Source organism: Haloarcula sp. H-hyl2 (assembly GCF_056934385.1).
Map to the genome: position 1 here is coordinate 288,560 of NZ_JBRIIJ010000003.1, position 12,279 is coordinate 300,838.

At 60.7% G+C, this 12,279-nt stretch carries 14 protein-coding genes; 5 read left to right on the forward strand and 9 right to left on the reverse strand.

The features are described 5' to 3' along the window. Nucleotides 1–470: 470 nt before the first annotated feature. A complete protein-coding gene (locus Hhyl2_RS18665) occupies nucleotides 471–1,697 on the reverse strand; it encodes an APC family permease (RefSeq protein WP_483552306.1) in 1,227 nt (408 codons plus the stop codon). A 130-nt stretch (nucleotides 1,698–1,827) separates the two neighbouring features. Further along, complete coding sequence (locus tag Hhyl2_RS18670; protein WP_483552307.1) at nucleotides 1,828–2,310, reverse strand: DUF2267 domain-containing protein; 483 nt, start codon at nucleotides 2,308–2,310, stop codon at nucleotides 1,828–1,830. 530 nt (nucleotides 2,311–2,840) lie between these two features. On the opposite strand from Hhyl2_RS18670, the gene Hhyl2_RS18675 reads away from it, so the two are divergent. After that, the gene (locus tag Hhyl2_RS18675; RefSeq protein ID WP_483552308.1) at nucleotides 2,841–3,296 is read left to right on the forward strand and encodes a ferritin-like domain-containing protein; all 456 of its coding nucleotides are present in this window, start codon (nucleotides 2,841–2,843) and stop codon (nucleotides 3,294–3,296) included. A gap of 1 nt (nucleotide 3,297) precedes the next feature. Here Hhyl2_RS18675 and Hhyl2_RS18680 read toward each other — a convergent pair whose 3' ends face one another. From Hhyl2_RS18680 to Hhyl2_RS18695, 4 genes are all read right to left on the reverse strand, one after another. Continuing rightward, nucleotides 3,298–3,852 (reverse strand): class I SAM-dependent methyltransferase, encoded by a 555-nt coding sequence (locus tag Hhyl2_RS18680; RefSeq protein WP_483552309.1) that lies wholly within the window; start codon nucleotides 3,850–3,852, stop codon nucleotides 3,298–3,300. Nucleotides 3,853–4,016: 164 nt separating this feature from the next. Further along, the gene (locus tag Hhyl2_RS18685; protein ID WP_483552310.1) at nucleotides 4,017–5,207 is read right to left on the reverse strand and encodes an MBL fold metallo-hydrolase; all 1,191 of its coding nucleotides are present in this window, start codon (nucleotides 5,205–5,207) and stop codon (nucleotides 4,017–4,019) included. A gap of 165 nt (nucleotides 5,208–5,372) precedes the next feature. Continuing rightward, the gene (locus tag Hhyl2_RS18690; protein ID WP_483552311.1) at nucleotides 5,373–5,837 is read right to left on the reverse strand and encodes a DUF6691 family protein; all 465 of its coding nucleotides are present in this window, start codon (nucleotides 5,835–5,837) and stop codon (nucleotides 5,373–5,375) included. Then, nucleotides 5,837–6,334, reverse strand: a complete 498-nt coding sequence (locus Hhyl2_RS18695) for a YeeE/YedE family protein (RefSeq protein ID WP_483552429.1) — start codon at nucleotides 6,332–6,334, stop codon at nucleotides 5,837–5,839. The genes Hhyl2_RS18690 and Hhyl2_RS18695 overlap by 1 nt, the downstream gene beginning before the upstream one ends. Nucleotides 6,335–6,570: 236 nt before the next feature. On the opposite strand from Hhyl2_RS18695, the gene Hhyl2_RS18700 reads away from it, so the two are divergent. The 4 genes from Hhyl2_RS18700 to Hhyl2_RS18715 all read left to right on the forward strand — a co-directional run bounded on the left by Hhyl2_RS18700 (nucleotide 6,571) and on the right by Hhyl2_RS18715 (nucleotide 8,912). After that, entirely contained in the window at nucleotides 6,571–6,828 is a 258-nt protein-coding gene (locus Hhyl2_RS18700; RefSeq protein ID WP_483552312.1) for a sulfurtransferase TusA family protein, read from the forward strand. 5 nt (nucleotides 6,829–6,833) lie between these two features. Then, a complete protein-coding gene (locus Hhyl2_RS18705; protein WP_483552313.1) occupies nucleotides 6,834–7,412 on the forward strand; it encodes a DsrE/DsrF/DrsH-like family protein in 579 nt (192 codons plus the stop codon). A 62-nt stretch (nucleotides 7,413–7,474) separates the two neighbouring features. Continuing rightward, complete coding sequence (locus tag Hhyl2_RS18710; protein ID WP_483552314.1) at nucleotides 7,475–8,350, forward strand: glycerophosphodiester phosphodiesterase; 876 nt, start codon at nucleotides 7,475–7,477, stop codon at nucleotides 8,348–8,350. A gap of 121 nt (nucleotides 8,351–8,471) precedes the next feature. After that, entirely contained in the window at nucleotides 8,472–8,912 is a 441-nt protein-coding gene (locus Hhyl2_RS18715; protein ID WP_483552315.1) for an archease, read from the forward strand. A 722-nt stretch (nucleotides 8,913–9,634) separates the two neighbouring features. On the opposite strand, the gene Hhyl2_RS18720 is transcribed toward Hhyl2_RS18715, so the two are convergent. The 3 genes from Hhyl2_RS18720 to Hhyl2_RS18730 all read right to left on the reverse strand — a co-directional run bounded on the left by Hhyl2_RS18720 (nucleotide 9,635) and on the right by Hhyl2_RS18730 (nucleotide 12,182). Then, entirely contained in the window at nucleotides 9,635–10,402 is a 768-nt protein-coding gene (locus tag Hhyl2_RS18720) for an IclR family transcriptional regulator (protein ID WP_483552316.1), read from the reverse strand. A 418-nt stretch (nucleotides 10,403–10,820) separates the two neighbouring features. Continuing rightward, nucleotides 10,821–11,675 carry a beta-keto acid cleavage family enzyme gene (locus Hhyl2_RS18725; protein ID WP_483552317.1) on the reverse strand — a complete coding sequence of 285 codons (855 nt, stop codon included), beginning with the start codon at nucleotides 11,673–11,675 and terminating at the stop codon, nucleotides 10,821–10,823. A 108-nt stretch (nucleotides 11,676–11,783) separates the two neighbouring features. Next, entirely contained in the window at nucleotides 11,784–12,182 is a 399-nt protein-coding gene (locus Hhyl2_RS18730; RefSeq protein WP_483552318.1) for a universal stress protein, read from the reverse strand. Nucleotides 12,183–12,279: the final 97 nt, after the last annotated feature.

Here is a 12,279-nt window from a genome sequence, read left to right on the forward strand (position 1 = left end):
AGCCACCGGGAGGGAACAGTAGCACCGTCGGAAAGGAAGCCGGTTTTCCGTTCTTTCGACTACAGGACGTGCCCGAAGGCGTCGATGAAAGTCGGCTGACGACTCCTCAGCGACCCTCACGTATTTGTAGGCTCATGTGGAATGTTCACATGGACGACTACGACCGACAAGACGGTGATCGACATGGGATCGAACTCACAAGGCCCGGACGATTGGGAACCGTTTCAGCCGCAACACGACGAACTGTTCGTCGCGACCGTGTCAGAACGTGCCGACGAGGGGAGTATGTGCTCGATATCACCGGTCCCGTGGAGTGAACAGCTATTGGAACGTGAGTGGGTTGCGGCCACGGATGGATCCTTCGTCGCACTCGAGGAGATGCGATAACGACTGACCGGAGCGGGCGCCGCCGTCCGTACTGGTGGCGCTCGAACAGCGGCCGCCGCTCCGTGCTCTCGGGGGCGTCCAGCCTATAGGTACCCGAGGAGCCTGGCCAGGTAGAAGCCGATGAATCCCAGACTCGTCAGGCCGCCACCGAGGGCGGTCAACGAGACTCTGCCCACGTTCCCTGGTGCGCGGAAGTCCCGTTCACGGTCCGGCTCTCGATACCGTAGCGCCAACAGCGCTCCGTTGATGAGGACGAAGACGACGAGGATGAGCAGGTTCGCCAGCCCTGCCACTACGCCGACGTCGCCGAGTAGCGCGAACCCGGCCGTGATGACGCCGACGAGGAGGACAGCGTAGTGGGGGGTTCGACGGTCCGGGTGGACGCGTGAGAAGAGAGTCGGGAACGAATGGTACTCGGCCTTCGAGACTCCGTAGAGCATCCGAGAGGTAGATATCTGGAGGATGAGGACCGTGTTCGTCGTGGAAAAGAGCGCGATGGCTGCCAGGAGCGTCCCGGCTACGGCTCCCCATCCCTGCTCTGCGACGAGTGCCAGCGGCGACGCCGACGTACCGAGCACCTGCCAGTCGACCACGGCAACAGCCGACATCGCGACCGCGAGGTAGATGGCGGTGGTCACGCCGATCGAGAGGAGGATCGCTTGGGGAATGCGCGTGGTCGCCTCTCGCGTCTCTTCGGCGATATTCACGAGCGAGCCGAACCCGATGTACGCGAAGAAGACGAGAAACGCCGCCTGTACCGTTCCGACACCGCCGCTCGGTGCATCGAGCGGATCGACGGTCCCCCACAGCCGAATACCCACGACGACGATGACGAGCAGTCCGAGGATTTCGATGGCCGTGAAAACGACGTTCAGTCGTGCAGACATATCGATTCCCCAGTAGTTGACCGCCGCCATCGCGACGACGAGGCCGATGGCGACAGCTACCGGCGGCACCCCCGGCAGCAACGAGGAGAGATAGCCGGCGAACGCCAGCGCGACGGCGGCGGCGGAGACGACACCGACGGTGATCCGGAGAAGTGCCGTGAGTTCAGAAAGTCGCTTGCTGCCGAAAGCGGCTCTGACGTAGATGTAGTCTCCCTCGCCTCTGGGATACAGCGACGCTAGTTCGGCGTAGCTGAGTCCCGTCAACGCGGCGATGACCGACGCCAGCAGGAACGAGAGGACGACCGATTCCCCTGCGACCCCGGCTGCCTCCCCGAGTATCGCGTAGATGCCGGCTCCCAGGATGAGTCCGACACCGTAGACCGTCGCGCCGAACAGACCCAGCTCTTCCTCAAGCTCTGCCATTGCTGGATAGTTTCGCCCTACTCACGCATAAAGGACCGTGACCGGCTTCCGTTCACGTCTGAGCGGTGCCACCGACAGGCGAAGGCCGTGAGAGGTCGGCGGGGACGACTGCCCCGTACCAGCCTACAGATCAGGGGTTGTCGGGGTTCTCTGTGGACTGTGGGGCTTGTGGGCCGCCGCCTGTCTGTGCTTCCTGGGCGTCACCCCACCCACCCGCGTCGACCACCGCGAACAGCTTCCCCCAGTTCTCGTCGTCTTCACTCTCCGGTAGCTGATCGCGGAGCTGTTGCATGTCTGAGGGGGCGACCAGCGTACTCACGAGGTCGATGATCACCTGCGAGTGGTAGGCTGCATCCGATCGGTCCACGGTTTCGATCTCGCTGACACGGTCGACGTACTCCTGCCAGTCGAACCGCTGTCCGTGGTGCTGGACGGCACCGGTCAGATACCACTTTACCTCCAGCGGAAGCGAGGCCGCGAGGTCCTCGGCGTTCCCTGCCGGGATCCGTTCGCCCAGGGGCAGGAGCGTCGCCCGTATCGCACGTACCGCCTCGCCGGTCCCCGGTAATTCGAGTCGATGCTGGACCGTGCCCGTGAATTCGTCGAAGTTCATAGCACTCCCTTCGGAGGTACGTGACACACTACTATAACGTCTTGCCTATCGCGGGAGAGGGAAGTTCCCCTCGCCGTCCGAGGCCGGCGGTGCCACTGGTTTCATCTCCACCCTGGCAGTCGACAGTCGTGGTGGCGTTCAGAACCGATACCGACGCGCGGGCGTGTATCGCCGTTACCGAGTCAGACCACCATATCGTGACGCGCTGACTGGTCACTCAATTTCGACGGCGATACTGCGAAGCTGGATACAACCAAGTCGAATCTACTGAGATAGATGGGTGATATACAATCTTATCCTACTATATGTTTATAAGATCTTTCTACCTGGATCGATTACGTACTATCTATAACCAAAAATACGTTCGACCGCCAGATTTGGATACATAACTATCGAATTCTCCCCTCTTACGATAGCAACTGTCTCGGGATGTCAGTCGCCGACGAGTGGATCGGATATGGGGGTTCGCGGCACCGGTCTCTCTGAGTACGACCGATGATTGAAACCGATCGAGCACCAACTCTGAACGGATGAGCGACCAGCAAGTCATCGATCTGCTCCGTGAGGCGTACAACGACGAGATCGAGACGGTCATGAACTACATGACCAACGCGATCGTCCTCGATGGCGTCAGAGCCGAGGAGATCAAGGACAGTCTCCAGCAGGATATCCAGGAGGAACTGGCCCACGCACAGCAACTCGGCGAGCGGCTGAAACAACTCGACGCGCGCCCGCCAGCGTCGGCCGAGTTCCAGATGCGCCAGGAGAGCCTCCAGCCACCCGAGAAGAGCACCGACGTCCTCGCAGTTATCGAGGGGGTGCTAGACGCCGAGGAGAGCGCTGTCGAGATGTACCGCGACCTGGCCGCAGCGGCCGACGCTGCCGACGACCCGGTGACGGAGGATCTCGCAGTGACCATCCTCGCAGACGAGGAGGCTCACCGGACGGAATTCCGCGGATATCGAAAGGAGTACCGGGCGGACTGAGTTAGACTTCCGCGACGACGACGAACGTGTCCGGCCGTTCGCGACTGTGAATCACGTCGAAGTCCGCGTCGTGGAACTTCTCCGTGGCGACGGCGGCATCGAACCGTTCGTCCAGCGGCGGGCCGGGGTCCCCGGTCCCCTGTGCAGTCCAGTCGACGACCGCGACACGCCCACCCTCGGCCGTCACCCGGTGGAGTTCCCGCAGGCTCTCGGGTGAGGCGAACTCGTGGAAGGTCATCGTCGAGAAGGCACCGTCGAGTTCCCCTGTCTCGAACGGCAGCGACTCGATATCGCTCGTGATCAGGTCGACGTTCACCGGGACACCCTTCGAACGGTAGTAGTCGTGCATCTCCGACTGGACGTCGACAGCGTAGATCGACCCGACGAACGGTGCTACTTCGTCGGTGTAGAACCCTGTCCCGCTGCCGAGGTCGGCCACGACTGCTTCCCTGCCGACGGCCAGATGCGCGACCAGTTCGTCGCGCGAGCAGTACCGGAACCGAGAGACGTCTTCCAGATTGTCGGCTCGATCGGCATCGAACGTATGGAATCCCATCAGCGTACTCCCCCCAGACAGTCGACCGAGTCGTCCGGAGACTGCTCCACTGGCATCGCCACGCCTGAACGAACGGACATCGTACGGGAGGATCGGTGTCAGTCGGCAAAAAGGGGCAGGTATCGGTCACCTATTCGATCGACAGGATGTGACGACCGTGACGCTCAGTCGGTGGTCATCGATTCCTGGCTCGCGGCGCAGTTGTTCGGGCCGAGTTCCAGCGCGAACGCTTCCTCTTCGTCCGTGTCACGCTGGCCGAGGTTTGTCGCGATGATCTCTTCGTAGTTCGCCGGTCGGGGCGGCATGTCCTCGAGGACGAGTTCCACGAACTCCTCCTGATCCAGCGACAGCGCGTCCATCCGGTCCAGCAGTTCGCCGACGGGAGCAGTGAACGTTCCGTCTGGGGCCGGTTCCGCACTGTCGCTGAAGTGAGCGCCGCCGACGAGGACGTCGTCGTCGAACGTGAGCACACGGTCTTGCAGCGACTCGTAGAGCTGCCGTGCGGCCTCGGGGGCGCCGTCGTCGCCCTCCTCCAGGTCCGGTCGGGCGACGCTCTCGACGAAGAGGCCGTCGCCGGTGGTCAGCAGTCGCTCGCCGAGAAGGTACGACGTCATCCCGGAGGTGTGTCCGGGCGTCGAGACCGTCTCGATTGTCGCGTCACCGACCGTGAACGTTTCCCCATCGGTGGTCGTTTCGAGGTCGGCGGCGTAGGTGACGCCCCGGTCGGCGGCCGCGTCGGGGATGACGCCGGTCACGCCCGCTTCGTCGAGCGCGTGGACTCCGCTGACGTGGTCGGCGTGGATGTGCGTATCGAACGCGTAGGTCAGCTCGACGCCGAGTTCGGCCGTATCGTCAAGATAGCGGTCGGTGAACGCCTGGAGCGGGTCGATCACTGCTGCTTCGTCCCCGTCGACGAGCATGTACCCCAGACAGCCACTCGAGGGGCGCTGGTACTGCAGAACGGTCCCCGGGCCGTCGTACCGGTCCACTTCGACGGCCTCGTAGATGCTCGCCCAGCCGTTCATGCCGTCCTCGAGATGGGCCACGTCGCGGCCCTCCTCCTGCAGGAGCCCGGCGACGTACTCGCTGGCCCCACCTTTCGCACACAGGACGACAAGCGGGTCGCCGCGGGGAACGGCCGCGAGCAGGTCGTCGTCGACATCGTCTAGGAATTCGAAGTACGGGACGTTCGCGATCTCGACGTTGTCTCCGTCGATATGCCACTCCTCGAAGTCACCCTCCGAGCGGGCGTCGAGCACCGTGACCGACGCACCGCCCTCGATCTGGCGCTTGAGCTCCGCCGGACTCAGTTCGTCGACCGATTCCTCGGGTGCGGGAAACATGTCTGCGTCCATCTGTCGTCACTCCGGTGTACAGGGCGGTCGGGTATAAGAGCTTTGCAATAAAGACACAATATTGTAGAGATAGAGAAATATATTGTGAGGGGTAGAAGATATGTCGGTGATACTGGGCAGTTTGGAACCGGATGCCGAGAAGAGTGTTTCTATAAATGCCCAATATCAGTCGGCGGTCGCGCCGACGGTGTCGGCGGCGGCAGCGCGGCTACGCCAGTACCCCTGCGCGTAGGCGCCGATGAACATCCCGGCGATACCCCACAGGATCTGGTAGTTCCCGACACCGATGCTCGCGTAGCCAGCGCCCGGACAGATCCCGGAGATCCCCCAGCCGACACCGAAGACGAGTCCGCCCGCGACGACCTTGCGGTCCATGGACTTGATCCGTTTCGTGTAGGCCCGGCCGGTGATCGGAGCCGTCCCGAGGTATCGAGTCGCACCGAAGAACGTCACGCCGGCAACCATCGACGCACCGCCCATGACGAACAGCAGGCCGAAATCCTGCAGTTGGAGGAAGTCGAGCACGACCTCGGGGCGTGCCATCCCGCTGTAGGCCAGCCCGAACCCTTCGATGAGGCCACCGACGACGATCGCCAGCGTGAACAGTGGGCCTCGCTCGCCGTCACTCATCAGGGCGTCACCCCCAGGGCTGCGACGGCCAGCGCGGTGACGATTGCCGTCCCAAGGAACAGTGCGACGTTGACGAGGGACGTCCGTGAGACCGATCCGACACCGCAGACGCCGTGGCCAGCAGTACACCCCTTTCCGATCCGGGTCCCGATGCCGACCAGCACGCCGCCCCCGAGTAGTCGCCACCACTGGACCTCGGTCACGAATATCTGCGGGTCGAAGGCGAGTTTGTACATCGCGGCCCCGGCGATGATACTCACTGTGAATACCACGCGCCAGTCGCGCGAAGAGACGAACCTGAACTGGTTGAACTGGTCCAGCCCCGAGACGTACGAGAGCGAGGTTTCCAGGAACGTGCTGTTCCCGGCGATTATTCCCGTCGCGAGGTAGATGACCGCGATACCGAGGCCGACCAGGAACCCGCCCACGAGGAACTGTTCGATCCCGCGAGGGAACGGCACCTGGAGTAGCGTCAGTGCCCCCAGAGATTGGGACATCATCTCGGATGTACCCCGGGCTGTACAGTCGGAGTGTCCGGTGCAGTGTGCACACTATTTTTGTACGCTTGCATTATCGATGTAAGGTGGTTTTGTGGCTATCGAGAAATAAGACTTTGGAATATTTGTGCTGGGGCTGCTAAAACGGACTTAGGCAAGAATGGAATTGTTACAAATTAGAATACTATCGCAGGGTTTTTACCATACTGGGCAATACTGTATGACGACGCAACACAATGAGTACAGATATCGACGTTACCGAGACGCTCGACGTGAAAGGACAGAACTGCCCGATGCCCGTGGTCAAGACCAAACAGGCGGTCGACGGGATCGCCGTCGGAGAGACACTCGAGGTACTGGCCACGGACTCCGGGTCCATGAGCGACATCGCCGGCTGGGCCGACACGACCGACGGCGTGGACCTCGTCGATCAGGTTGTCGACGAGAGCTCACAGGAGACCGTCTACCGCCACTTCGTCGTGAAATCGGAGTGACTCCAATGAGTACAGACAACGCCAGTCCGACAGATTCCTCCCCCGACACGGTCGCCCAACTGGAGGACCGAATCGAGGAGCTGGAGTCCCAGCTGGCCGACCTTGAGGCGGAGACGGCCGACGACACACAGAAGATGGTCATCGTCTCTACTAAGGGCACGCTGGATATGGCCTATCCGCCGCTCATCCTCGCCAGCACGGCAGCAGCGTTCGGCTACGACGTGACCGTGTTCCACACGTTCTGGGGGCTGGAGATACTCCACGAGGATCACTCGAAGAACCTCCAGTTGAGTTCTGTCGGTAACCCCAACATGCCGATGCCCAACGCCATCGCGGCGCTTCCGGGGATGGACGCGATGACGACGCGGATGATGGAGAAACGCATCGCGGACAACGACGTCGCTACGATCGAGGAACTGATCGAGACTTCGCTCGACGCGGGTGTCGACCTCCAAGCCTGTCAGATGACAATCGACCTGCTGGACTACGACGAAGACGCGTTCTACGACGGTGTCACCACCGGTGTTGGGGCCGCCACGGCCTTCCAGGAGATGGTCGAAGCGGACATCCAGCTCCTCGTCTGATCGCGTTCGGGCCAGCGATACTGATTCGTACCCGTGGCGCGATGTCCGGATAGCGACAGATGATGGACAGACCGTCCTCCGATTCGGCCCGAGACCACGCACAGGACAGTCGCCCCCGAGCGTTCGCCCACCGTGGCTTCGCAGGCGTCTATCCCGAGAATACGGTCCCGGCAGCCCGGAAGGCAGGCCGTTACGAGTCGACGTCCATGATCGAGGTGGACGTCGTCCCCACGGCAGACGGGACAGTCGTCTGTTTCCACGACGATCATCTCCACGAGACTGCCGACAGTCGTGGAATCACCGATGCGGCTGGACGGATCTGGGAAACGTCTACACGGACGGTGCTCGACGCCACAGTTCTGGAAAGCGGAGCGACCGTTCCCCGGTTCGAGACGCTCCTCGATGCGATTCCGGTGGGCGTCGGTGTCAACGTCGAACTGAAGAACCCAGGGTGTGAGCTCGGGCCGCCTGGTGCACACGAGGCCGAGCCGTCGACCGTCTCCCACACCGAGCGGTGGCGACCGTTCGTGGAGTCGGTCGTCGACTGTTTGGCTTCCTTCGATAACGAGATACTGGTTTCGTCGTTCTACGAAGGCGCGCTCGCGGCGACACACGATGTCGACCCGACGCTCCCACTTGGGGTCCTGGTCAACGAGTCGCCGTCCGCCGGACTCGAAACGGCTCGCCGATACGACGCAGCGGCGATCCATCCGCCGATGGACCGGATCACAGGGACGCCATTCACCGGTGACGCGGATCTCGGTTCGTCTGCCGACCCAGCGGTCGACCTCGTCTCGGCCGCACACGAGGAAGGGATCGAGGTCAACGTCTGGACGCTCGACAGCTGGTACCAGGCCGACCGCCTGGCGCGAGCCGGTGTCGACGGGCTCATCGTCGACTACCCCGGTGTCACCGACTGGCTATACCGGGACGAGTAGCGGTCTGTCGAGGCCAGGTGCTGGCTCGACCGACCGAATCGGCTCTGATGCGATGTATCGGCTCGGTTCCGTTCGTGGGATGTTCCGCCCCCCGCACTGATATGTAGCTGGAGCGTACAGTATGATGGACGCCGTGTCGTACGAACTACTCTCTCACCCGTCCGACGTCGGGTTCCGTGCCACAGGAGCCACGCTCGAAGCTGCCTTCACCGAGGCCGTGGGCGCCGTCGAGGACATCGTCACCGAGTCGTCCGACTACCACTCCGATGTGGCCCCGAAACGCTGGGAACTCGACGTCCAGGCGCGCACACTCGAAGCACTCCTGTTCGACTATCTGGACCAACTCGTTCGGTTCCAGGATATCGAGGATGTCGTCGTCCAGTCCGTCCCAGACCTCACGATCGAGGAGACAGCGACCGGGTACGAGCTCCACGGCTCCTTCTCGGGCGCACCGATCGATCCATCCCAACCCATGCTCGACGTCAAAGCGCCCACCTACGACACGCTCTCCGTCTCGCCGGGACCCGATGGGTGGACCGTCACTGCGATCCTCGACGTCTGAGTCGGGTGGACACCGCGATCCGTGTGCTGTCGTGCTGAGACTCGGAAACTGACTGCTTCGAGGTGAGATGCTGTCAGTTACTCTGGTAGCCCCATTCCTGTCCACGACCACGTCCACCGGGACTATCCGATCGGCAGACTCAGGACGGGACGTTCGGACGCTCGTGCTGCGACATGACTTGTCTACGCGAAGCGGAACCAGGGTCCGATTCACGATCGACGAGTCACCCGAGAACTCGCCTCTGGAGACCGCGAAGATATCCGAACGGTCGATACACATGGTATGAACCCATGACTGAATACGACCAATCTAGAACTATATTCTCGAATATTCGGAGATATTGTCCAGGGCGTAGGTCAAAGGGGGATAACTTGCGAAATCCTCTAAGATGTGGGGTATAGATATATTTTAGTAGTTGTAAAAAGCTTTTTACGAATCATAGTGCGAAGTAGCGGGTGCAGTATCTGTATATTTGGGTTTACTTTCATTGGAATCAAGTGAACTCTGGCAAACAATCGGTAGATTCGGATTCGATATCTATAGTTCCATCCCCGATATTACTGAAAGGCCCAAGGCGTCGCTACATCGCCCTGACGATGTTGAGTGACATATCGAGTGGACCGCTACGGTCGTCTTCGAACCGGCGGTGATAACGATCGTACTACTGTTATTCTGAACCGTCACACGGGAGTTGCAGGCCGTGTGGCACTCTCTAGGTTCGGTCACGGCATCGAGATCTCGAGTTCGAACTCGTTGGCAATTCCCAGCAACTGGTTCGGTAGCTCGTTCTCGAACCACTCCTCGTCCATCCGTTTTGCTGGACTCGCTGTACTGAAGGACCCGATAACACGGTCGTCGGGGCCGGTTACCGGAACGCCGACCGCCTTGATCCCGTCGAGTTGTTCCTGGTGGTTGAACGCGAACCCGCGCTCGCGGATCGCTTCGAGTTCCTCGAGGAGTGTCGCGCGGTCTGTTATCGTCTGCTCGGTCCGCTGTTCGAGACCGTGCTGGTCGATGATCTCTTCGGCTCTCGATCGAGGCAACGCCGAGAGGATGGACTTCCCACTGGCAGAGACGTGTAACGGCGCCTGTTTCCCGACGGTCGAATAGTTCCAGACAGCGTGTTTGCCGGAGTGTGTGTAGAGATAGACGCCACGTCCGTGCTCCTCGACGACGAAGACGGCCCGGCACCCCGTCTCCTCGGCGAGTTGTTCGGTGTACGCCTCCGCGATCTGGTACTCCTCACGGAGGTTCCGAACGTGTGTCCCCAGACGCAGGAACTCGAAGCTCAGTCGGTAGAAATCCCCGTCCTTTGCGACGAACTCCTCGGCCGCCAACGTCGCGAGGTGGCTGTGGACCGTACTCGACGCCATTCCGAGCGCGTCTGCGAGTTCGGTTACCCGTGCTGGCCCGTGGTTTTCGAGGGCTCGGATGATCTCGAGCGTCGTCTTCGTCGTCTGCAGTGTCCGAGATTGCGTATCGTTTGTCATAGCTACTCTGTGGCATGCAGGTATATAAGATTCACGTAGCGTGGATGATGCGTGGTTGTCGTTCTGTATCACACTGTCGATCTCGTACGTGGCTGGAATTGGCGCGATGTGAGATGATAGAGCTGCCGCAAGCAGGCCGGAGAAGCGAGGTCTCGGACACTATATATAAAATCCTGTACTGCAGGATCGGATAGTCAAAGTCCCGGTCTATCGCAGAATCTTGCCGTATGTTGGTCTATTGAACTGCTTTCGAATTTATTTCTCGATATTCTAATCAACATAATGCCTTCCTTCACACCGTTTGCCCCCTCGATTCGCGAGAGGGGGACACATGCACTAACGATCGTGATAGACTGGGCTCGCCGTCTGTTTGTCCCACCGACAGCAACCTGTGACAGAAAATGGTAGCGCGCAGCGTTCAGAGACCGAGCAGTTCGCGCGTTTCGTCGGTATCCGCGATCGGCCGCCCGAGTTCGTCTGCGATACGGGCCGTCCGTTCGACGAACTGTGCGTTACTTTCGGCCAGTTCGCCTTTCCGGTAGTAGATGTTGTCCTCCATTCCGACACGGACGTGACCGCCCATCGTGATCGCCATCGTCGTCAACGGAAGTTGGTGGCGCCCGACAGCGAGTGCCTGCCATTCGGCGGGGTCCGGAAGATTGTCGACGAGGTTCAGCAGGTTCCGTGGGTGGGGAGGCGTCCCGGTCTGCATCCCGAGAATGAGCGTACACCAGAAGGGCGTCTCGAGGAGTCCCTCGTCGATGAGATGTTCCATCTCCGGGTAGTGACCTGGGTTGAATACTTCGAGTTCCGGTTTCACACCGGCACTACGCATCCGTTCGGCATACTCCTCGTTCTGCTCTCGCGTGTTGATGGCCGTCCTGGTCTGGCCGAAGTTCATCGGGCCGAGGTCCATCGTCGCCATCTCGGGCCGTGGATCGGTTTCCAGGACCGGCGCGATACGCTCTTCCCTGGAAAAGATCCCGCCACCACCGGTCGTGAAGTTGACGATCATGTCGTCGGTGTACTCGTCGATCGTGTCCAGCAACTCCTGATATCGTTCGACGGACTTCGTCTTCTCGCCGTCTTCGTCTCTGGCGTGCAGATGGACGATGGAGGCCCCGGCCGCTTCGCAGGCTGCCAGATCCTGTGCGACCTCGACGGGCTGTTCCGGCAGGTTCGGATTCGCTTCCTTGCCGTGGTGGCCGCCTGTCGTGGCCACACTGATGATCAATTTCTTCTCGAAGTAGTCGTCGTATCCACTGTACGGCATCGTTCAGTATCTGGTCCGTTATGCTATTTAAGTGTTCGGACGAATACTCACACGCCTCTCCACGCAGGTCGCCCGGTTACTACGTGTCCATCCGCGAAACACGATCACTCACTGCTTGGCTGGAACCACAGCAACAGGGATCGTTGTGTCTGCAATCACCGACTCGGGAACTGTGCTGAACAGTTTGCTACTGATATTCGAGGAGGTCGGAGCACCCAGGACGATGAGGTCGACGTCCCTGTCGTCAGCTTCGTCGAGGATTCCTTTTGCGACTGGTTCGAACAGCGGAGTCCGACTATAGGAGAGACCGACAGAGTCGAGGAACGTACAGGCCGTCGACACTGCGTCGTTCTCGTCGGGTGGGAGCTCGCTCCCCCCCGTGTCGGAGTAGGCGTGTCCAACTGTCACCTCCAGGTCGAACCACGCGTTCGGGAGCTGTGCAACGAATTCGGCCTGACGTTTCGCCGTTTCCGGACTGTCGCCAACGGGTATCAATACGTGATTCATGCACCGGTCGGTTTCTCCCCCTGCTATTTATTCTCTAGCCCTGACTTCCGGTCCGAAAGGGCTGCCACTATCAGCTGATCTAAGTTAGTTTTAAATA